At 69.6% G+C, this 19,615-nt stretch carries 17 protein-coding genes; 8 read left to right on the forward strand and 9 right to left on the reverse strand.

Translation table 11 applies throughout. The features are described from left to right. Positions 1-34: 34 nt before the first annotated feature. Positions 35-1,051, forward strand: coding sequence for an NADP-dependent oxidoreductase (locus HYN04_RS07920; protein ID WP_110450261.1), 1,017 nt, complete (start codon positions 35-37; stop codon positions 1,049-1,051). Here the strand turns inward: HYN04_RS07920 and HYN04_RS07925 are convergent. After that, positions 1,048-1,953, reverse strand: a complete 906-nt coding sequence (locus HYN04_RS07925) for a haloalkane dehalogenase (RefSeq protein WP_110450262.1) — start codon at positions 1,951-1,953, stop codon at positions 1,048-1,050. The genes HYN04_RS07920 and HYN04_RS07925 overlap by 4 nt on opposite strands. 120 nt (positions 1,954-2,073) lie before the next feature. Between HYN04_RS07925 and HYN04_RS07930 the strand changes: the two genes are divergently transcribed. Next, the gene (locus HYN04_RS07930) at positions 2,074-2,973 is read left to right on the forward strand and encodes a cobalamin biosynthesis protein CbiG (protein ID WP_110450263.1); all 900 of its coding nucleotides are present in this window, start codon (positions 2,074-2,076) and stop codon (positions 2,971-2,973) included. A gap of 364 nt (positions 2,974-3,337) precedes the next feature. On the opposite strand, the gene HYN04_RS07935 is transcribed toward HYN04_RS07930, so the two are convergent. From HYN04_RS07935 to HYN04_RS07945, 3 genes are all read right to left on the reverse strand, one after another. Then, the gene (locus HYN04_RS07935) at positions 3,338-4,159 is read right to left on the reverse strand and encodes a protein NO VEIN domain-containing protein (RefSeq protein ID WP_199285935.1); all 822 of its coding nucleotides are present in this window, start codon (positions 4,157-4,159) and stop codon (positions 3,338-3,340) included. Further along, on the reverse strand, positions 4,156-5,517 hold the full coding sequence (locus HYN04_RS07940) for an MATE family efflux transporter (RefSeq protein ID WP_110450264.1): 1,362 nt from the start codon (positions 5,515-5,517) through the stop codon (positions 4,156-4,158). The genes HYN04_RS07935 and HYN04_RS07940 overlap by 4 nt, the downstream gene beginning before the upstream one ends. 67 nt (positions 5,518-5,584) lie before the next feature. Further along, positions 5,585-6,814: a class I SAM-dependent RNA methyltransferase gene (locus HYN04_RS07945; protein ID WP_110450265.1), complete on the reverse strand. Its 1,230-nt coding sequence runs from the start codon at positions 6,812-6,814 to the stop codon at positions 5,585-5,587. Positions 6,815-7,036: 222 nt separating this feature from the next. Between HYN04_RS07945 and HYN04_RS07950 the strand changes: the two genes are divergently transcribed. Continuing rightward, positions 7,037-7,465, forward strand: coding sequence for a glycine zipper 2TM domain-containing protein (locus HYN04_RS07950; protein WP_110450266.1), 429 nt, complete (start codon positions 7,037-7,039; stop codon positions 7,463-7,465). Here HYN04_RS07950 and HYN04_RS07955 read toward each other — a convergent pair whose 3' ends face one another. After that, on the reverse strand, positions 7,466-8,221 hold the full coding sequence (locus tag HYN04_RS07955; RefSeq protein ID WP_110450267.1) for a TlyA family RNA methyltransferase: 756 nt from the start codon (positions 8,219-8,221) through the stop codon (positions 7,466-7,468). It lies immediately after the preceding gene. A 90-nt stretch (positions 8,222-8,311) separates the two neighbouring features. Between HYN04_RS07955 and HYN04_RS07960 the strand changes: the two genes are divergently transcribed. Genes HYN04_RS07960 through HYN04_RS07970 form a run of 3 tightly spaced genes read left to right on the forward strand, consistent with a single transcriptional unit; the run spans position 8,312 to position 12,424 of the window. Next, on the forward strand, positions 8,312-8,707 hold the full coding sequence (locus HYN04_RS07960; RefSeq protein ID WP_110450268.1) for a hypothetical protein: 396 nt from the start codon (positions 8,312-8,314) through the stop codon (positions 8,705-8,707). 58 nt (positions 8,708-8,765) lie between these two features. Beyond that, complete coding sequence (locus HYN04_RS07965) at positions 8,766-11,039, forward strand: TonB-dependent receptor (RefSeq protein ID WP_110450269.1); 2,274 nt, start codon at positions 8,766-8,768, stop codon at positions 11,037-11,039. A 5-nt stretch (positions 11,040-11,044) separates the two neighbouring features. Then, positions 11,045-12,424 carry a PepSY-associated TM helix domain-containing protein gene (locus tag HYN04_RS07970; protein ID WP_110450270.1) on the forward strand — a complete coding sequence of 460 codons (1,380 nt, stop codon included), beginning with the start codon at positions 11,045-11,047 and terminating at the stop codon, positions 12,422-12,424. Here HYN04_RS07970 and HYN04_RS07975 read toward each other — a convergent pair. Then, on the reverse strand, positions 12,417-13,220 hold the full coding sequence (locus HYN04_RS07975; RefSeq protein WP_110450271.1) for a thioesterase family protein: 804 nt from the start codon (positions 13,218-13,220) through the stop codon (positions 12,417-12,419). The genes HYN04_RS07970 and HYN04_RS07975 overlap by 8 nt on opposite strands. An 89-nt stretch (positions 13,221-13,309) precedes the next feature. Here HYN04_RS07975 and HYN04_RS07980 point away from each other — a divergent pair, with 89 nt between their 5' ends. Further along, entirely contained in the window at positions 13,310-14,305 is a 996-nt protein-coding gene (locus HYN04_RS07980; RefSeq protein ID WP_110450272.1) for an alpha/beta hydrolase family protein, read from the forward strand. A gap of 7 nt (positions 14,306-14,312) precedes the next feature. On the opposite strand, the gene HYN04_RS07985 is transcribed toward HYN04_RS07980, so the two are convergent. Continuing rightward, on the reverse strand, positions 14,313-15,917 hold the full coding sequence (locus HYN04_RS07985) for an acyl-CoA synthetase (RefSeq protein ID WP_110450273.1): 1,605 nt from the start codon (positions 15,915-15,917) through the stop codon (positions 14,313-14,315). 141 nt (positions 15,918-16,058) lie between these two features. On the opposite strand from HYN04_RS07985, the gene HYN04_RS07990 reads away from it, so the two are divergent. Continuing rightward, positions 16,059-16,766 carry a TetR/AcrR family transcriptional regulator gene (locus HYN04_RS07990; RefSeq protein WP_162599594.1) on the forward strand — a complete coding sequence of 236 codons (708 nt, stop codon included), beginning with the start codon at positions 16,059-16,061 and terminating at the stop codon, positions 16,764-16,766. On the opposite strand, the gene HYN04_RS07995 is transcribed toward HYN04_RS07990, so the two are convergent. Beyond that, the gene (locus tag HYN04_RS07995) at positions 16,726-17,913 is read right to left on the reverse strand and encodes a serine hydrolase domain-containing protein (protein WP_110450275.1); all 1,188 of its coding nucleotides are present in this window, start codon (positions 17,911-17,913) and stop codon (positions 16,726-16,728) included. The two genes, HYN04_RS07990 and HYN04_RS07995, sit on opposite strands and share 41 nt — an antisense overlap. A 33-nt stretch (positions 17,914-17,946) precedes the next feature. After that, positions 17,947-19,557 (reverse strand): flavin-containing monooxygenase, encoded by a 1,611-nt coding sequence (locus HYN04_RS08000; protein ID WP_110450276.1) that lies wholly within the window; start codon positions 19,555-19,557, stop codon positions 17,947-17,949. Positions 19,558-19,615: the final 58 nt, after the last annotated feature.

Consider the following 19,615-nt stretch of genomic DNA (forward strand, 5'->3'; position numbering starts at 1 on the left):
GCCGCCGCCTCACCAAGTTCCTTAGGGGGAAGACATGACCACTTCACGGGAAATCCGACTGCGCAGCCGCCCGCAGGGCCTGCCCGCAGCCGCCAATTTCGAGCTCGCCACCGTCGAGCTCGCCGCCCCCGGGCCGGGCGAGGTCCAGGTCCGCAACACCTGGATGACCGTCGATCCCTACATGCGCGGCCGCATGAACGACGTGAAGAGCTATGTCCCGCCCTTCCAGCTGGGGCGGCCCCTCGAGGGCGGCGCCATCGGCGAGGTGATCGCCTCGAACGACCCGTCCCTGAAGCCCGGCGACCTCGTCCAGTCCAACTTCGGCTGGCGCGAGGCCTTCAACGCTCCGGCCTCCAGCGTCCAGAAGCTCAACACCCATGGCCTCCCGACCGAGGCCTTCCTGGGCGTGGCCGGCATGCCGGGCCTGACCGCCTATGCGGGCCTGCTCCGCGTCGCCGCCCTCAAGCCGGGCGATGTGGTCTTCGTCTCCGGCGCCGCCGGGGCTGTCGGCTCCCTGGTCTGCCAGATCGCCAAGCTGAAGGGCCACAAGGTCATCGCCTCGGCCGGCGGCGCCGAGAAGGCCCGCTTCCTGAAGGACGAGATCGGGGTCGATGCGGTGATCGACTACAAGGCGACCGGTGACAGCGCCGCCGCCCTGACCGCCGCCCTGGCCGAGGCCGCGCCCGAGGGGATCGACGTCTATTTCGACAATGTCGGCGGCGGCCACCTGGAGGCGGCCCTGAACGCAGCCCGCCCCTACGCCCGGTTCGCCATCTGCGGCATGATCTCCATGTACAACGCCGAGGCCCCCGTTCCGGGCCCCGCCAACATGGCCCTGATCATCGGCAAGAACCTGCGGCTGGAAGGCTTCATCGTCTCCAACCACTGGGACATGATGGGCGACTTCCTGAAGGAACTCGGCGCCTGGCATGCCAAAGGCCAGCTGAAGTGGCGCCAGACCGTGCGCGAGGGCATCGCCTCCGCCCCCGACGCCTTCATCGGCCTCTTCACCGGGGCCAACATGGGCAAGATGCTGGTCAAGCTGGCCTAGCGGCTGGCGAATGACTTTAGGGCGGCCTCGGCGACGGGGCCGCCCCACTCCTGGACGAAGTGTCCGGCCTCCGGGATCCGAAGGGGCTCGGGGCAGTTTGGCAGGAAGCGCCTCAGGTTCTCCATGACCGGCGGTCCCAGAACCATGTCGGCCTCGCCGATCGCCATGAAGACCTTGCCCTTGAAGTCCTTGGACCAGAAGTCCTGGGCGACGAGGCTCTCCTCAATGCCCTCCATGCCCGGATCGGTCATGACCCGTTCGGGAAAGGCCCGGACCCCGGCCTTGTAGCGGATGTCCGGGAACGGGGCGTCGTAGGCGGCGCACTCAGCTTCCGTCAGGTGCGGCGTCCCGCGTCCGAGAAGGGCGCCCACCTCAAGGTCCGGATTGGCCTTGGCGTAGGCGCGCCAGGCGAGGAAGCCCGGGGAAGGCGGACTTCCCGTCGCCAGGGTCGTATTCATGACGATCAGGCGGGAGAGCCGGCCCCGGAACCCTTCTTCCACGGGCAGGGTCAGGCCGATCAGTCCGCCCCAGTCCTGGACCACCAGGGTGATGTCCTGCAGGTCCAGCCGCTCGACCAGGGCCAGCAGCATGCGCCGATGGAAGTGAAAGCCGTAGACGGCGTCGTCTACCGGCTTGTCCGACCGTCCGAAGCCGAACAGGTCGGGCGCTACGACCCGGGCGCCCGAGGCCAGGAAGGCCGGGATCATGCGGCGATAGAGAAAGCTCCAGCTCGGCTCGCCATGCAGGCACAGGAAGGTCGGCGCTCCGGACTTCGGGCCTTCGTCAATCACGGCGCAGCGCAGGCCCTCGTAACCTGGCAGGTCGTCGATGTAGCGCGGCGCCCAGGGAAAATCGGGCAGGTTGGCGAAGCGTTCGTCGGGGGTTCGCAGGGCGTCGATCATGGAGCGGTCCTCATCAGGCTGGGCACAGCCTCCCACGGGTTCGCCCCTCGACCAAGTCCGCCCGTTGGCGCGGCCACGCCCAGCCGCTAAAGAGACGCCAGCAAAATCCGGAGCCCGCCCGTGTCCCGCCTTTTCAACGCCTACGTCATCGTCGACTGGAGCGCCGCCGCCAAGCCGACCACCGGGGCGGACTCCGTCTGGATCGGCGTGATGAAGCGGGACGTCCGCTTCCGCCTGACCTTCGAGGCCTTCAACCCGCCGACCCGGGCGGACGCCGAGAAGAAGCTCACCGTCCTGCTCGAGGACTTCCGCAAGCGGTCAGAGCGCGCCCTCCTGGGCTTCGACTTCCCCCTCGGCTTCCCGCGCGGCTTTGCGGCGGCGCTCAACCTGCCCGGCGAGGCGCCCTGGCGGGCGGCATGGGACCAGCTGGACCGGATGGTCAAGGACAAGCCGGACAACACCAACAACCGGTTCGGCGTCGGCTCGGAGATCAACCGGCGTATGACCGGCGGCCCCTTCCCCTTCTGGGGCTGCCCGCCCAAGGACACGCTGACCACTCTCCAGCCCAAGCGCACCCGCGAGCACGGCCCGGAGGACCTGCCGGAGTTCCGCCACGCCGACGCCGCGGCCAAGGCGGCCTCGATCTGGAAGCTCTATTACAACGGCTCGGTGGGCGGCCAGGCCCTGCTGGGCATCCCCTTCGTACGCCGCCTGCAGGCGAACCGCGGCGAGGGCTTCCGCATCTGGCCCTTCGAGACCGGCTTCCAGCCCCTGTCCGAGGCCGCCCTCGCGGGGGTGGAGGTGGTGGCGACCGAGGTCTACCCGTCCCTCTACAAGGCCCAGCCGGGGCCGGGCGAGGTCAAGGACCTGGCCCAGGTTCGGGCGACCGCCGAGCACTTCGCCCGGCTGGACGAGGCCGGAAAACTCGGCGCCGTCTTCGGCCCCGGCAAGGCGCTCGCCCCTGAGGTCATCACCGACGCCGAGCGTGAGGAAGGCTGGATCCTGGGCGTCGAGGGCTAGCCGTCAGCCTCCCCTGAACCGGTCACGGCCAAGCCGACCGGGGGCAAGCCGCGAGGCCATTGACCCCCTCAGTCAGCTTCGCTGACAGCTCCCGCTTGGGGGAGCAATGGCTCTGCAGCTCCTCCCCCAGGGGGAGGACGGAGGGGGGGCAGCTGGTAGGCTGTAGACCCCCTCAGTCAGCTTCGCTGACAGCTCCCCCTTATGGGGAGCAATTGCTGAGTCATTCCTCCCCCAAGGGGGAGGTGGACCGCGCAGCGGGCCGGAGGGGGTCGCCGGAATCGCCGTAGCTTCCCTCATCGCGCTTCGCGCGGAGCTCTCCCTAGGAGCGCGCAATTCAGGGGCTCTGTGGAGGCCGCCGCAACCTTTAGCCGAACGTGGCCAGGAAGCTCGTCGGCGCCAGGCGGACATGGGCGTCCAGGGGCGGCGCCAGTTCGAAGGCGCGCGGCTCGCGGGCGAAGTTCCAGACCCTGACAAGACGCCAGGTCTCGCGGTTGTCATTGGCTACCGCCAGTTCGTTCCGGGAGATGTGGAAGGCCGAACGCTCCCATCCATTCGTGGTCTTGACCTCGACCAGGCGCGGCCGGCCTTCAGGCGTGAAGCTGGCGATGTCGTAGCCGGCGCCGTCGCCGTCCTCCTGGGAGGTCCAGCGGACCTGGGCGGCGAGGTCCTCCCTGCCGGACGCCGCAAGGGCGTGGCGCTCGTGGGCGAACACCAGGGCCTCGCCGGCACGGCCCAAGTCCCGGTTCCTGGCATCCGCCTCAGCCGGGTCGAACCGGCGCGCGATGGCCTCGGCGCGCATGGGGTCGATGGAAGGTCGGTTGAGGGGCGGCGGCGGCGGCTGGAAGAAGAGCGCCCGTGCCTCCTGTCCGCCGGACACAGAAGCCCGATAGGGAGCCCCCTCCCTCCCAAGGCGCCTCAGCACGGCGTCGATCAGTCGGACCTGGAAGGCCTGCGCAGGCAGGTACCCCTGGATCCAGGGCTGGTTGAGGAGTTGCAGGACCGCGCTGATGTTCCGGTGCTTGAACTCGATGGACTGCTGCGATCGCCCCGGCAGGCGCGCCTGCAGGGCCCGGTTGTGCGCCGCCTTGTTGAAGGGGCGGCCGGACAGCTCATCCGCCAGCATATCGAGATAGTCAGCGACGATCCGGTCGTTCTCCGCGTCGGTCCAGTCTCCGGCGCCGGTCACACCGCGGGCCTCCGCGACAGCAGGGCGAAGCGGATGAGGAGCAGGGCCGACGACAGGAGACTGGCGATCAGCACCCCCTCCACGATGCCGTTAATCCCCCGGCCGCCGGGCAGGGCCAGGAACCAGGCGAGGGGCGCCATGACCAGGACGTAGCTGACGAAATGGGTTGCGGTGGGAATGAGGATGTCGCCCCTGGCCCGAAGGGACTGGGCGATGACGACTTGAAGGGCGTCCGGCGGGATGATGGCCGCTGCAAGGACAAGGGCCGGAACCGCAAGGGCGACCGTCGCGGCGTCCGTGGTGTATCCCGCCGCGATGAAGCCGGCGCCCAGCCAGACGACCAGGGTGACGAGGAGGCAGAACGCCATTGTGACGCCGTAGGCGATCAGGCTGATGCGGCGGATCCCCTCGGCGTCCCCCGCGCCATAGGCGCGGCCCACCAGGACCGACACCGCGGTGGCGATGCCCAGGGGCACCATGAAGGCCACCGAGATGACATTGACCACGATGCTCCAGGTCGCCACCTGGAGGATCCCCAGCCATCCGGCGATGACGTTCATGCCGGCGAAGGCCGCCATCTCGAAGAAGCCGGAGGCGCCGGCGCCCAGGCCGATCTGGGTCTGTTCGGAACTCGCCTGGGGCGTCGGGGGCGGCGGGGTGAAGACGCCAAGGCTCCGGGCCTCGGGCATGCGGAGGATATAGACGACCAGGGCCAGGGTCAGCGCGCCCCGGGCGATCAGGGTGGCGAGGGCTGCGCCTGCGGCGCCAAGGGCCGGAAGTCCGAAGCTCCCCGGCACCAGAACCAGGAGGGCGAGAAGGTTGATGACATTGGCCATCCACATGAGGACCGCGCCGACGCGGGGACGGCCCAGGCCCTCCAGCCAGGCCGAGCAGGCCGATCCGATCACGAAGATGGGCATGGAAAGGGCGAAGATCTGCAGGGGTGGCGTCGCCCCGGCCACCAGGTCGTACGGCAGTTGCAGCAGCCCGAGAATCCAGGGGCCCAGGAAGAACAGGACGGCCGCAGCCAGGATGCCGACCTTGGCCCCATAGACCAGTCCCCGCCGCAGGACGGCGCCGGTCTCCTCCGGCCGGCCCTCGCCCATGGCCCGGGCGGTCATGACCTGGACGCCGCCAAGAAGCGCAGTCCCCACAACCAGGACCACCGTGCTGGGCGCCCAGGCCATGGCGTGCCAGCCCAGCTGGATGGCCGAGTGGTGGCCCACGACAATGGCGTCGCTCAGGCCCATGGCCATCATGCCCAGCCGGGAGATGACCACCGGCCAGGCCAGGGTGAAAAGGGCGGCCAGGTCCTGGCGCACCGCATCGTGACGGCGCTCACCCGCCCCTGCGGTCATGCCGGAACTCCCATCGAGAAACCGCGCGACACTGCCTTTTCCGGACGCGCCGGGCAAGGCGCGCGCCTCAGCGGCTGAACACCGCCACGAGTTCGAGGTGCGATGACCAGAGGAACTGGTCCACCGGAAGGATGCGCTCCAGGCGGAATCCCGAATCGACCAACCGCCGGGCGTCCCGGGCGAATGTGGCGGGATTGCACGAGACGCCCACCACGCGGGCGGCCCCCGACTGGGCGATCTCGGCGACCTGCGCCAGGGCGCCGGCGCGGGGCGGGTCGAACACGACGGCGTCGATCCGCTTGAGTTCGGCCGCGGAAAGGGGGCGCCGGAAAAGATCTCGAGCCTCGGCGGTGATCCCGTGCAGGCCGGGTGCGGTGGCCACGGCGGCGCCCAGGGCCCGGATGGCGGGGGCGGACCCATCGACGGCCAGGACCGGGGCGACTTCCGCGAGGGGGAAGGTAAAGGCGCCCAGGCCGCAGAAGAGGTCGGCGATCCGGCGCGCGCCATCGACCGCGGACCTTGCCTCGGCGACCATGGCGGCCTCCGCGGCGGGATCGGCCTGAAGGAAGGCCCCGGCCGGCAGGGCCACCCGGGCCCGGCCGATCTTCAGGCTGGGCTGGCGCTGCTGGAACAGGATGTCTCCCGCGAGGGTCAGGCGGGCCAGACCGGTCTCGGCCGCAAGCGCCGCGACCTCCTGGCGGGCGTCCGCCGACAGGCCGCCGGACCTCGCCTCGACGCCCGTCACGTCGATGTCGAGGCCGTCATCCGTCATGGTCACATGCAGGGAGGGCGCCGACTTCGGGTGCTCCAGCAGCGGCGCCGCCAGCCGCCGCAGGGCCGGAAGGGCGCGAACGATGGCCGGGTTCAGGACCGCACACCCGTCGATGTCGACCAGGTTCCAGGACTTGCGCGCCTTGAAGCCAATCCGCGCCTCGGTGCGGGAGGATCCCCGCCGGGCGTGGAGGGCCGCCCGACGACGTCCGCCGGGCGAGGTCCAGAAGACGGGCAGGATCTCGGTCTCCAGCCGCTCCAGGGCGAGGGTGGCCCTCAGGCGCTCGACCTTCCAGGCCAGGGCGGACTCCGCATCCCAGTGCTGGAGGACGCAGCCGCCGCAGGCTCCGAAATGCGGACAGGGCGGAGTCCGGCGCGAGGCGCTGGGCTCAAGAACCTCGTCGAGGACGAAACCTTCGGGACCGGCCCGCAAGCGCACCGTCTCCCCGGGCAGGGCCCCGGCCACATGCAGGACGCCGCCGTCCTCGAGGCGGATCACACCATCCCCCTCCCCGCCCATGGACATGACGACGAGGGGCCCGGTGGGGGGCCCGGCGGGGGGCCCGGCGGGAGGTGCGGATGCAGCCGGGCGAGGGGCGGCGGAACGGGGGGCTCTGCGGGGGGGGCTGCGGGGGGGCACGGCGACAGTCTAGACCATTTGCCCGGAAGACAGTGAGCCCCGTGCGGCCTGTCTTGCAATCGTCGCATTCCGCCATAGGCTCCATGTCGTACGCAAAGGAGTCCCGACATGCGTTCCTTGGTCACCTGCGCCGCCGCCTTCGCCCTGTTCGCCGCCGTCCCGGCCCCAGTCCGCGCCCAGTCCGCGCCGCTCCAGGAGTTCGGCCGCGGCGACGTCTGCCAGGAGCAGAAGCAGGAAGCCGGGACCAAGGGCGCCCTGATCGGCGCCCTGGGTGGCGCGCTCCTCGGCCGGGCCATCGCCGGCCGGGGCCACAAGACGGACGGAACCCTGCTGGGCGCCGCCGCGGGCGCAGGCGTGGGCTTTGGCGTCGGGCGCGGATCGGTGACCTGTGTCGACTACCCGCCCCAGGTCACCCAGACCGACTACAGCCGCGAGCACTGCCGCTGGGTCCAGCAGTCGCCGCAGGACGGCAAGCCCCGCCAGTTCGAGGTCTGCCAGAACGCCGACGGCGTCTGGCGCGCCAGCGGCCGCGAGTAATCAGGCCTTCCGGGCCGACACCAGGAACTCGACATTGCCGTCCGAGCCCGTCACCGGGCTTGGCGCCGTGCCCGTGACCCGCCAGCCTGCCGCCTCAAGGAACCGGCAAGCCGCCTGCAAGGCCTCTTCCCGCGCAGAGGGATCGCGGACAAGGCCGCCCTTGCCGACCCGCTCGGGTCCGACCTCGAACTGCGGCTTGACCAGGGCGAAGAGCCAGGCGCCCGGACCCGCCAGGGCCAGGGCCGCCGGCAGGACCTTGGAAAGGCTGATGAAGCTGGCGTCACAGACCACCACCGCTGGCGCCTCCGGAATCAGGCCGGCGTCCAGCCGGCGCGCATCGACGCCCTCCAGGCTGACCACCCGGGCGTCGGCGGCCAGCCGCTGGTGCAGCTGGCCCCGCCCCACATCCACCGCATAGACCCGGGCGGCGCCGCGGCCGAGACAGACCTCCGTGAAGCCCCCCGTAGAGGCTCCGACGTCCAGCACGACGGCGCCCTGCAGGGGCGCGGCGTCAAAGCCCGGCGCGGCCTTGAGCTTGCCCGCCGCCCGGCTGACCTCCTCGAAGGCGGGGCGGAAGCCGATGTCCGCATCCGGGTCGATGAGGTCCGAGGCCCGCACCAGGAGCCGTCCGTCCGCCGTCACCCCGCCCGCCTCGATGGCCGCCCTGGCCCGGGCCCGACTTTCCGCAAAGCCGCGCCCGGCCAGAACGGCGTCAGCGCGCCGGCGGATCGGTTGGGCAGGAGCCTCTTTCGCCATCGCCCCAGTCTCGCCCGTTAGCCGGCGCGAGACAACGGCGATGGCCGGACCGTCTGGACAAGCGAGGGTCGAGGGCATACCTCCCGCCGCATGCGCGTTGCGGGCTTCCTTCATAGGATCCGGCGGGCCGCCCCTGTCCTGGCGGTCCTGGCCCTGACTCTGCGCATCCTTGTCCCCACCGGAGTGATGGTCGCCGCAGCGCCGGATGGCGGCCTGCAGATGACCCTCTGCACCGGCATGGGCGCCATGACTTTCGCTCCGGACGACGGAGGAAAGGCTCCGGATACCGGCAAGGGCGCTTCAGACTCCCCCTGCGCCTTTGCAGGCCTCGCCGTCTTCACTCCCGCCGAGTCCGTGCTGCTGCCCGTTCCCGCGCCCTGGCCTGCTCCGGCGGTGTCCGGGGACGTCCGGACGGAGGATCTTCGACCCGGCCTCGGGCTCCCGGCGCCCCCTCCGCCAAAGACCGGTCCCCCCATCCTCGCCTGAATCCGTCGCCCGGCCGGACGCGTCCGGTCACGCCTGACATTCAGTCGAGAGATACTGCATGCCTTCCCCATATCGCGCCGGCGCCCCGCGCCGCGCCCTCGCGGCGGCCCTGACGCTCGCCGCTGCGCCCCTGCCTGTGATCGCCGCCGAAGCCCCGGAAGTCGACGCCGTGATCGTCGTCGGCCAGGGCGACCGGCCTATCACCGTCCAGCCCAGGGGCCTCTCGGTCTCGCTTGGAGAGACCGAGTTCCGGGCCGTGAACGCCATCAATGTCGAAGACCTGATGAAGTACGCGCCCAACTTCTTCGTCCGGAAGCGGTTTGCCGGCGATGACAACGCCGTGGTCGCCCTGCGCGGCGCCAACACGGTCCAGAGCGCCCGGACCCTGGTCCTGGTCGACGGGTTTGTCGTCTCCAACTTCCTCGGAAACCGGTTCGACTTCCCGCCGAAATGGAATGTAGTGGGGCCCGCAGAGGTCCGGCAGTTCGACATCGTCTACGGCCCCTACTCGGCGCGCTACGGCGGCAACTCCATGGGCGGGGTGATCTCGGTCACCACCCGGGCGCCTGAGCGGAACGAGGTCTATGGCCAGGCCCAGGTCATGCTGATGCCCTTCACGGAGTACGGCTTCGACGAGACCTTCCGGGGCTACAGCGCCGAGGCGGGCCTGGCCTGGAAGCCTGATGACTCGCCGTTCAGCCTGCGGGCCGGCTTCCGGCATTTCGAGAACACCGGCCAGTCCATGACCTACAACCTCCTGACCCCAGCGACCGGAACGGGAGCGGCGGTGACCGGAGCCTTTGTGGACCCGAGGCTGGCGACCCCGGTCTTCGGCGCAGCCTCGCCAGTCCACGTCATCCAGGACCAGTTCCGTCTCCGCGCGAGCTGGGAGCTGGAGAACGGGTGGAAGCTGGAGGCCATGGGATTCGCCTGGCTGACCGACCAGGACCTCACCGACACGCGGACCTTCCTGAAGGACGCCGGCGGGTCGCCGGTCTGGCAGGGCCGCGTGGCCTTCGGCGGACGGACCTGGAACGCGACCGGCCTCACCCAGTCCCTGACCCGTCGAACCGAGTATCTCACCGGCCTGCGGGCGGGCGGCGACGCTCTCGGCTGGACGGTGTCGGCCAACGCCTCGCGATACTGGATCGCGAGCCAGGATGGGCGGACCTCTCGCGACATGGCGACAGGACTGGCCAACGGCGCGGGGACTCAGACCCAGGCCCGGGAACCCGGATGGTGGACGGGCGCCGTGACCCTGGAGAGGACGATCGGCGATCACGCCGTCGCCTTCGGGGCTGACGCCAGCCTCTATGAGACAAGGTCGGAGACCTTCAACACCACCGCCTGGAAGAACGCCTCCAACCCCGTCTTCTCAGCCTCCACCTGGGGCAAGACGACCACCTTCGGGATCTTCGCCGAGGACGAGATCTCTCTTCCGGGCGACTACAGCCTGACCGCAGGCGTCCGATACGACGCCTGGAAGGCGCACGATGGCGGCATCGGCAAGCAGGTCGCCGGCCGGAGGGTGGACGACGTCTATCCGGAGCGGACCGATAGCGCCATCAGCCCGAAGCTGAGCTTCCAGGGTCCGTTGGCCGCAGGGTGGGACGTCCAGCTGAGCCTCGGGACAGCGACCCGCTTCCCGACGGTGGGCGAACTGTTCCAGGGACGGATTGACGACATCACCCAGCAGATCGATCCGCAGAGCTTCGATCCCAACCTGAGGCCGGAGACTTCAGTTGACGCCAGCCTCATCCTGAGGCGCAGCTTCGGCGACGTCCGGGTGACCAGTTCTGTCTTCCTGCAGGACGTTCACGACGCCATCTTCAGCTTCCAGGGTCTCAACCCCTTCGGCCAGGTCGTCTCGTCCTTCAAGAATGTCGACCGGGTCCGGCAGGTGGGCGTCGAGCTCATCGCCGAGGCAAGGGATGTCGGCGTCGCCGGCCTGGACATCGACGCCAATCTCTCCTGGATGGACGCTAGGACGCTCCGTAACGCCTCGGCGCCCGCGGCGGAGGGACGGATGTTCCCGCGGATCCCGGAATGGCGTTCCAACGGCTCGATCCGGTACCGGGTGAGCGACTCTGCGCGCGCCTCGCTGGGATGGCGCTACGCCACGCGTCCGAACTCCGACCTCTTCGGGCTTTCGCGGGGCGACGCCTATGGCTTCCAGACTGAGTACTTCACCCTCGATGGTCGGTTCACCTGGGCGATCGGCCAACACGCGGAAGTGGGGCTGGGTGTCGATAACCTGCTGAACGACCAGGCCTACGTCTCGCATCCCCTGCCCCAACGGACCTTCGTGGTCGACCTCAAGAGCCGGTGGTGAGGGCCATGACCGAACCCGACACCCTGCCCGGCGCAGAGCGCAAGTCCATCCTGGCCCACAGGACGGTCTGGCGCTGGCACTTCTACGCCGGCCTGTTCTGCATCCCCTTCGTCATCATCCTGTCCGTGACCGGGGCGGCCTATCTCTTCAAGCCACAGGTCGAAGCCTTCCTCGACAGCCCCTACGACCACCTGGTCACAGAGGGCGGGCCGCGAAGCGCCGAGGCCCAGGTGAAGGCCGCCCTCTCGGCCGCGCCTGAAGGCTCCCGGCTCAAGTTCTATGAGGTCCGCCGTGAGACGGACGACGCGGCGAGGGTCATCCTGTCCACGCCGAACGGCCCCCTGATCGCCTTTGTCCATCCGGAAGCCAACGTGGTTCTGGGTCTGGAATGGGAAGCGGACCGGCCGATGGAAGTCATCAAGACGATCCACGGTGAACTCCTGATGGGTGAGCGGGGTTCGATTCTTGTGGAGCTGGCGGCGGGCTGGGCGGTTGTGATGATCCTCACCGGCCTGGTCCTCTGGTTTCCAAGGGGGGGGCGCGGCCCTGGCGGCGTCCTCTGGCCCCGGCTGGGCCTGGGCGGGCGTCTCGCCTGGAGGGACCTGCACGCCGTCACCGGGTTCTGGGTCTCGGGCCTTGCCCTCTTCCTGCTCCTGACCGGACTGCCCTGGACCACGGTCTGGAACGACGCCTTCAAGGAGGTCCGGCGGGCGACGGGGACCCTGAACGCCCCCCAGGAGTGGTCGTCCGGACGAAAGTCCGAGCAGGCGGACGCACAGGCCGGCCATCGCGCACTGGCCAGCCAACCCGTCCCTGCGGGAGAGCCCGCTGCGGCGTCGCTGGACCGGATGGCGGCTGCGGCGCGACTGATGGACCTGCCGCCGCCGGTGCTGATCGCCCCGCCAGCGCCGGGCGGCGGGTGGCGATCCTCGCCGACCTGGACGGTCCGGTCAGAGACGGCAAACCGCCCCCAACGGGTGGTGCTGACCCTTGATCCCGCGACCGGCCAGGTGACGGGCGCCGAGACCTTCGCCGGCAAGCACCCCATCGACAAGGCCATCGGGTTCGGGGTCGCGGCCCATGAGGGACAGCTCTTTGGACTCGCCAACCAGCTCCTCGGCCTGCTTGCGGCGACAGGTCTGGTGACGCTCTCGCTGAGCGGGATCGTCATGTGGCGGCGGCGCGGACCTCAGGGCGTGCTGGGGGCGCCTGAGCGGCTGGCCAACGTAAACGCCGCCCGGGGCGTCGGCCTCGCCAAACTGGCCCTCGGCGTCTTCATGCCGGTCCTCGGCGCGAGCCTCGTCCTGGTCGCCCTGGTTGAGTTCCTGGTCCTTCGCCGGATCCCGCGAGTCCGGTCCTGGCTGGGCCTGGATCCCTTCAGATGAAGACGGCCACCATCTGGCGGGCGCGGGCGACGAGTTCGCCGGCGTCGTTCCAGAGGCTCATGTCCTGGGAGGCGTATCCGCCGTCGGCGGCGTCGATGGTGCTGTCCAGGAGCCACCAGCCCGAGGCGCTGGCGGGCGCCGCCGAGGTCAGGTCCAGGGACCAGGTCATGGTGCTGAAGGGGGCGAACTCGGGAAAGAGCACCAGGGCGGGCGAGGGAATGGCGTCGGCCAGGGCCACCAGTGCGGGAAGGCCGTCTGGGGTCTCGCCGTCGCCGTGGCGAATCCAGACCGTGATCCGGGGCTCGGCCCCGGGGGTCATGGGCCGGGCGCCGCCGGCCAGGCGAACGTCGAAGTGACGGGCGAAGCTGGGCTTTCGGTCCGCAGCGAAAAAGGTGGGACAGGCCTCGGGGGCGGGAACGGCGGGCGGGATCGCGCCCGAAGCCCGGACCTGGGAGTCCCGGCCCACCCCGTAGGTCAGGAGGGCGCGGGCGGCGGGACCGGCCTCTCCTGTCACAGAGGCCTCGATGACGACGGCGGACTTGCCCTGGCGGACCACCTCCGCCTGAACGGCAAGCCTCCCGGAGGCCGGTCCGGCCAGGGCGAAGTGGGCGTTGCGCAGGGGCGGGAGGTCGGGATGGAGGCGAGCGGCCGCCTCGACGCAGAGGGCGCCGGTCAGGCCGCCGTAGGCGGTGCGGCCCTGCAGCCAATCCCCCGGAAGGTCGATGCCCAGGCCGCCAGCCTCGGGCGCGAGGGACTCCAGCATCTGGCGAAAGGGCGTTGCATCGGTATCTGACATGTCCGGCCTCCTGGGGTCCCGAGTAGCGGAGGCGTCCTCCCGGCGCCAGACTTCGTTGAGGCTGGCGCAAGGCCCGGGACAGCGGCTAGATGCCCGACATGTTCAGTCGTCGTCGCCTCCTTCAGGCCGCCCCCGCCCTGGCCGCGCCCTCCGGGCTGATGGGTCAGGTCCGGACCCTCGACCGTGTCGACCTCGTCGATCCGGCCCGGGGACGGCCCATCCCGACCCGCATCCACATGCCGGCTGAGCCCGGTCTCTGGCCTGTCGTCATCTTCAGCCACGGCTTTGGCGGGTCGCTCGCCGCCTTTGGCAATTCCGGACGGGCCTGGGCGTCGAAGGGGATGGTGGTCCTTCACCCCACCCATACCGACTCCGTCCAGCTCCCGGACCCGACCCTGCCGGCGGACGACGCCCGCGCGGTGCGCGCCGCCCTCGCCGCAGCCATGGGACAGGGGGCGTCGGGGGTCTCGCTGACCGAAGTGATGGAACGCCCCGTCTTCCTGCGAAGCCGGCTGGCCGACATCGGCTTCCTGCAGGGCCTGGTTAAATCGCGGGACGCTCGCCTTCCCGCGGCGGTGCGCGAGCGGATCGACCCGTCGCGGATCGGCATGGGCGGTCACTCCTTCGGGGCCTACCTGACCCTGGTGGCCTGCGGCGCCCGCCTGGCGCCCGAGCCGCAGATCCTGCCTTCAGGCTTCCGGAGCGGGCTCGTCATCAGCGGCCAGGGAACGGGCCGGCTCGGACTGAAGCCCGGCGCCTTCGACCGGATGAGCACCCCCCTCTTCAGCATCACTGGCAGCCGCGACTTCGGGGCGGCGGGGGAGACCCCGGACTGGCGTCTGGAGGCCTTCCGAACCGCGCGGCCGGGGCGGCAGTACGCCGCCATTCTCGACGGCTTCCGGCACGGCGACTTTGACGCGCCGGACAGCGATCCCGCCCTGGGCAAGGCCGCCGGCCGACTACGGGGCCTGCAGTCCGCCTTCTGGCGCGCAACCCTGTCGGGAGACGCCTCCGGCTGGGCCGAGCTTGACCGGGCGGCAGGCGCCTCGCGCGCCGGTTACCCCATGGAGGTGCGCCGGCGCTGAAGCGCCCTCAGGCCAGGGTGGTCTCGGCGATCTTCTTGGCGGTGGCGTAGTCAGCCTTGCCATTGCTGGCGCGGATGGACTGGTCGGTGGAGACGACCCGCTTGGGCGTCTTGTAGCCGGCCAGCGACTTGCGGACGTGGGCGCGCAGGGCGTCCTCGTCCAGGCTGGCGCCCTCTGCGAGACGGACCACGCCGGTCACCGACTGGCCCCACTTCTCGTCGGGCAGGCCCACCACCAGGGCGTCGTCGACGCTGGGATGGGTCTTGAGGGCCTCCTCGACCTCCTCGGGGAAGACCTTTTCGCCAGCCGTGTTGATGCAGGCCGAGCCGCGCCCCAACAGTGTCAGGGTGCCGTCCGCCTCGACGATGCACCAGTCGCCGGGGATGGAGTAGCGGACGCCGTTGATCGTACGGAACGTCCGGGCGGTCTTCTCGTCGTCCTTGTAGTAGCCGAGCGGATTGGGCGGCCCGATGGCCACCATGCCCGACTTGCCCGAACCCGGCTCGACCGGCTGGTCGTTCTCGTCGAACACCTTGCAGCGCTCTCCCAGCATGAACTTGGCGGTCTGGACCTCGGAGTCCTTCGTCATGATCGAGTTGCCCATGCCCAGGGCCTCGGAGGATGAGAAGCCGTCGCTCAGCATGGCCTGGGGCATATGCTCCAGCATGCCCTTCTTGACCTCGTGGCTCCACATCACGCCGGAGGAGACGATGGTCAGGATGCTGGACACGTCGTAGCGCCCGGGGGCGGCGTTGAGGGCGTTCAGGATCGGCTTGCCAAAGGAGTCGCCCACGATGACCAGGGTCTGGGGCTTGTGGGCGTCGATCGCCGTCAGGAGTTCCTCGGCGTCGAAGTTGGGCTTCTCCAGGGTGATGACGCAGCCGCCGGCCATCATCGTGCCCATGGAGGTCAACAGGCCCGTCCCGTGCATCAGGGGCGGCGCCGGCAGGATGCGCGAGCCTACCGGCATGCGGCGGGTCGCCTCGGCGAGTTCCTCGAGGGTCTCGGGAACCGGGCCCAGCTTGCGCGCGCCCTGCAGGGTGATCTCGCGCATGTCGTGGTGGGTCCACATCACGCCCTTGGGCATGCCCGTGGTGCCGCCGGTGTAGATGAAGAACTGGTCGTCACCGGAGCGCTGGATGTCGAGCGGACCGCCATTGCCCTCTTCGCCTAGGGCGTCGAAGTGCTCGGCGAAGGAAGCGACTTCTCCGGTCTCGCTGACCTCGACCCAGGTCTTCACCTTGGGCAGGCGCGGCCGGATTTCAGTGACCGCGTCTCTGAACTCGCTGGCGTAAACCACTGTCTGGGCGTCAGAATTATCGAAGATGTACCACACCTCCTCAGGGGTGTAGCGGTAGTTGACGTTGACGTGGGTCAGGCGCGCCTTCCATCCCGCGGCGACGGCCATCAGGTATTCCGGACGGTTGCGCATGTAGATGGCGATCTTGTCGCCGGGCTGGGCGCCGCGGGCGATCAGGCCCCGCGCCATGTTGTTGGTCATCCGGACGGCGTCGCCCCAGTTTATGACCCGCGAACCGTGGATGAAGGCCGGCGCCTCAGGGGACACGTTCGGACCCACCGCGTCGAGAATGTCACCAAAATTCCAGCCCATGACTCTGTCATCCTCCTCAATCACCCCGCTCTGGAGGGCTTGTGACAAACGTCCCCCGACAGGAGTGCAAATGCAAGGCCGCGAATGGACGCCCGCGGCGGACGCTGGCCCCGGCGGGCGGGCTTGTGTAGCAAGGAGGGCATGGAAGCCCTGCGAGAGACCGCGTCGCCCAGGACGCCCCCGTCCGAGGACCCCGGCGCGCTGGCCCTCCGCGCCCGTCCGGCGAGCGCCCGTGGGCTGAACACCCTGAACAGGATCCTTGAGGCGACCACCGACCTGGCGGCCGAAGTCGGCTTCGAGGCGGTGAACACCAACCTGATCGCCGCCCGCGCAGGCGTGAACATCGCCTCGATCTACAAGTACTTTCCCAACAAGCAGGCCATTTTCGCGACCATCGCAGAGCGCATGGCGGAGGCGAACCAGGCCCAGCTGGCGGAGCTGATCGCCCAGATCGACGGCGGGCGCCCCTGGCGTTCTGCAGTCAGCGAGGGGATCCGCCTGGCGGCGCGCCGCCGGGTCCACTCCCCGGGCGAAAGGGCTATCTGGATGGCGATCCGCCTGTCGCCGGAACTCCAGGGCGTGGATGCAAGCGCCTCCCTGGCCACTGCCCGGCTCCTCGCGGGGTCGATCCTCCGGAGCACTGGGGGAGACGCAGACAGGGCCCTGCTGGTCGCCCGGGTGGCGATCGAAGGCGTCTCCGGGGTCCTGGACCTCCTGCTGACCGAGCCCGCCTCCGAGGCCGAACTCCTGGTGCAGGAGGCGACCGAAGCCTTTGTCCGCTATCTGGAGCCCTGGATGGAGGGATCGGTCACTTCGGACGCGCCAGCGCCGCCTCCCGCAGGGCGTTGACCAGGGCGATCCGGCCGTCCCTCAGGTCGGGTCCACCGGACTTCGGCCAGGCGGAGTTCACGACGATGATGATGCGATCCTCCCGGAAGGTCGTGATGGACTGCCCGAAGATCCCGGTCGCCTGGTAGGCGCCGTTGGGCTGCATCCACCAGAAGTAGCCGTAACCGGCCTGGCCGTTCTCGATCTGCTGGGTTGTCGCTTCGCGCGCCCAGCCCGGCGGCAGGACCGGACGGCCGTCGATGACGCCGTCCTCCAGGACGAACTGCCCAATCCGGCCATAGTCCCTCAGAGTCATGGACATGCAGCATCCGCCGCGCTCCAGCCCGCCGGGGTCCGTCACCCAGTCGCCTTCCGCCTCCATGCCATAGGGCTTCCAGATCTTCTCCGAGGCGTACTCGGCAAGGCCCTTGCCGACCGCCCGGGCGAGCAGGATGCCGACCAGGTCCGTTTCACCGGTATTGTAGTTGAACCTCGTCCCGGGGGCGTGGGCGCGCGGCAGGGTGCGCATGTAGGCGACCACCGGGTTCAGGCCGGGCTTGCCCTCCGCCAGCTTCAGGCCCTCGAGCGGCCCCTTGGCGACGTCAGAGTTCGGGTCGGAATAGTCCTCGTTCCACCGCACCCCAGAACTCATCATCAGGAGCTGGCGAAGGGTGACCCCCTCGTAGGCCGAGCCCTTCAGCTCGGGCAGGATGTCGGTGACGGGGGTCTTCAGGCTCTTGATGTGACCGTCCTGGATCGCGGCGCCCACGAGGGTGGCGGTCACGGACTTGGCGACGGAAAAGGACGTCCAGCGATCCTTCGGACCCCTACCCAGGCCGTACTTCTCCAGCAGCACCCGCCCATCCCGGATCACCAGCAGCCCGGAGACACGGTAGGCCTCCATGTATTGGTCCACCGTCCAGGTGCGGCCTGCATGGGTGAAGCTGGGATCGATTTTCCCCGTCGCCTGGGGAAGGGCGTGGATACGGGCTCCCGAGGCGATCGGGCGGGTCTCGTAGACCGTCTCCATGGCCGGGTACCACCGGGCCTGCTGTTCGGGGCTCCAGAACAAAAGGTTCGGCGTGTCCGGCTTGAGCGCGACCTGGGCCATCGCCGGCGCGGCGAAAAGGGCGCCGGCCCAGAGGGCGGCGGCGAACAGACGCTTCATGTTTCCTCCACGGCCCGCGGCAGGCGCGAGCCCCTACTCCGTGCGGAAGCCTTCGTAGTCCCGGGCCGCCACCTCATCGATCCGGATTTTGTAGCCCTCGCCGATGTACGGCATGAAGACCCGGGGCTTACCGGGCACGTTCGCGCCCATGTACCAGGAGGCGGCGTCGAGATAGAGACTGCCCTCCGCCGCTTCGTTGACATGCGCCACCCAGGCTTCCTGCGCCGAGGGATCCGCCTCCAGGGTGCGCGCCTGGCGGCCGTTCGCCCAGGTGATGGCGTTGTCGATCCAGTCGATATGCTGCTCGATGGACGAGATCATGTTCGACAGGACCGAAGGGCTCCCGGGACCGGTGACGGTGAAGAGGTTGGGGAAGCCCGCGACCATCAGGCCAAGATAGGTCTTGGGTCCTTCCGCCCAGGCCTCGCCAAGGGTGCGCCCGTCCCTTCCGCGGATATCCATCTTCAGGAGGGCGCCGGTCATGGCGTCGAAGCCGGTGGCGAAGACGATGACGTCGAAGGGTGTTTCCCCCGCGGTGGTGCGGACGCCCATCTTGGTGATCGTCTCGATCGGCGTCTCGCGAAGGTCGACGAGGCGGACATTGTCCCGGTTGAAGGTGGCGTAATAGTCGGTGTCGACGCAGGGCCGCTTGGCGCCGATGGCGTAGCCGCGCGGCACAAGCCGCTCTGCGACCTCGGGGTCGCGGACCATCTGCCGGACACGGTCGCGGACATGCTCGCAGACCTCTTCGTTGAGGTCGGGCATCCGCATGAGGTTGGGAATGGCGAACAGGGACATCAGGCCCATGCCGTTCCAGAGGCCGGACTTCAGGGTCTCCAGTTCCTCGCCCTGGACGCGATAGTCCGGCGGCGGCGCGGGGAAGATGGACTGCCCGCTCCGCAGCATGTCGCGATAGCCGGTGAAACCCTCAAGGTAGCCATCCACCTCGGCGTCGCTGAGCGGCGAGTTGAGGGCCGGCAGGGAGAAGTTCGGCGTCCGCTGGAAGACGGTGACCTGGGCGGCGTCCCGGGCGATCAGGGGAATGGACTGGATGGCCGAAGAGCCGGTCCCGATGACCGCGACCCGCTTGCCGGTGAAGTCCACCCCCTCATGCGGCCAGAGCCCGGTCAGGTGGGTCTCGCCCTTGAAGCGGTCCGCGCCCGGGATGTCGGGGTTCTTGGGCACGGACAGGCAGCCCGTCGCCATCACCACCCAGCGGGCGGACACCTCATCCCCCTGGTCGGTGCGGACCGTCCAGCGCGCCGTCGCCTCGTCGAAAACGGCGCTTTCGACGCGGGTGTTGAAGTGGAAGGCCGGCCGGAGGTCGAACCGGTCGGCGATGTGCTCGGCATACCTCAGGATTTCCGGCTGGGGGGCGTACTTCTCGCTCCAGCGCCACTCGCGCGCCAGTTCCTCGGACCAGGTGAAGGAATAGAAGAGACTGGGAATGTCGCACCGGGCGCCGGGATAGCGGTTCCAGTACCAGGTGCCGCCGACGCCGCCGCCCGCCTCGAAGCCCTGGACGCTCAGCCCCGCCTCGCGGGCCTTGTGGACCATGTAGAGGCCGCCAAACCCGGCGCCGACCACCACCACGTCGACGCTAGAGCCCTTGAGCGCCGTCCTCGGCGCCGCATTCCCGGCCATGCCCCATCCTCCCCTGGAAACGGTTTCTTCTCTGCAAGATAATGAGGCGCCCTGCGGA

This window comes from Phenylobacterium parvum (assembly GCF_003150835.1).
GTDB classification, from domain to species: Bacteria; Pseudomonadota; Alphaproteobacteria; order Caulobacterales; family Caulobacteraceae; genus Phenylobacterium; species Phenylobacterium parvum.

What these genes read in the sequence shown, in the direction of transcription:
- HYN04_RS07920 (WP_110450261.1), top strand. Translation starts at nt 35, where the DNA reads ATGACCACTTCACGGGAAATCCGACTGCGCAGCCGCCCGCAGGGCCTG.
- HYN04_RS07925 (WP_110450262.1), bottom strand. Translation starts at nt 1,953, where the DNA reads ATGATCGACGCCCTGCGAACCCCCGACGAACGCTTCGCCAACCTGCCC.
- HYN04_RS07940 (WP_110450264.1), bottom strand. Translation starts at nt 5,517, where the DNA reads ATGACCGCAGGGGCGGGTGAGCGCCGTCACGATGCGGTGCGCCAGGAC.
- HYN04_RS07945 (WP_110450265.1), bottom strand. Translation starts at nt 6,814, where the DNA reads ATGTCCATGGGCGGGGAGGGGGATGGTGTGATCCGCCTCGAGGACGGC.
- HYN04_RS07950 (WP_110450266.1), top strand. Translation starts at nt 7,037, where the DNA reads ATGCGTTCCTTGGTCACCTGCGCCGCCGCCTTCGCCCTGTTCGCCGCC.
- HYN04_RS07955 (WP_110450267.1), bottom strand. Translation starts at nt 8,221, where the DNA reads ATGGCGAAAGAGGCTCCTGCCCAACCGATCCGCCGGCGCGCTGACGCC.
- HYN04_RS07960 (WP_110450268.1), top strand. Translation starts at nt 8,312, where the DNA reads ATGCGCGTTGCGGGCTTCCTTCATAGGATCCGGCGGGCCGCCCCTGTC.
- HYN04_RS07965 (WP_110450269.1), top strand. Translation starts at nt 8,766, where the DNA reads ATGCCTTCCCCATATCGCGCCGGCGCCCCGCGCCGCGCCCTCGCGGCG.
- HYN04_RS07970 (WP_110450270.1), top strand. Translation starts at nt 11,045, where the DNA reads ATGACCGAACCCGACACCCTGCCCGGCGCAGAGCGCAAGTCCATCCTG.
- HYN04_RS07975 (WP_110450271.1), bottom strand. Translation starts at nt 13,220, where the DNA reads ATGTCAGATACCGATGCAACGCCCTTTCGCCAGATGCTGGAGTCCCTC.
- HYN04_RS07980 (WP_110450272.1), top strand. Translation starts at nt 13,310, where the DNA reads ATGCCCGACATGTTCAGTCGTCGTCGCCTCCTTCAGGCCGCCCCCGCC.
- HYN04_RS07985 (WP_110450273.1), bottom strand. Translation starts at nt 15,917, where the DNA reads ATGGGCTGGAATTTTGGTGACATTCTCGACGCGGTGGGTCCGAACGTG.
- HYN04_RS07990 (WP_162599594.1), top strand. Translation starts at nt 16,059, where the DNA reads ATGGAAGCCCTGCGAGAGACCGCGTCGCCCAGGACGCCCCCGTCCGAG.
- HYN04_RS07995 (WP_110450275.1), bottom strand. Translation starts at nt 17,913, where the DNA reads ATGAAGCGTCTGTTCGCCGCCGCCCTCTGGGCCGGCGCCCTTTTCGCC.
- HYN04_RS08000 (WP_110450276.1), bottom strand. Translation starts at nt 19,557, where the DNA reads ATGGCCGGGAATGCGGCGCCGAGGACGGCGCTCAAGGGCTCTAGCGTC.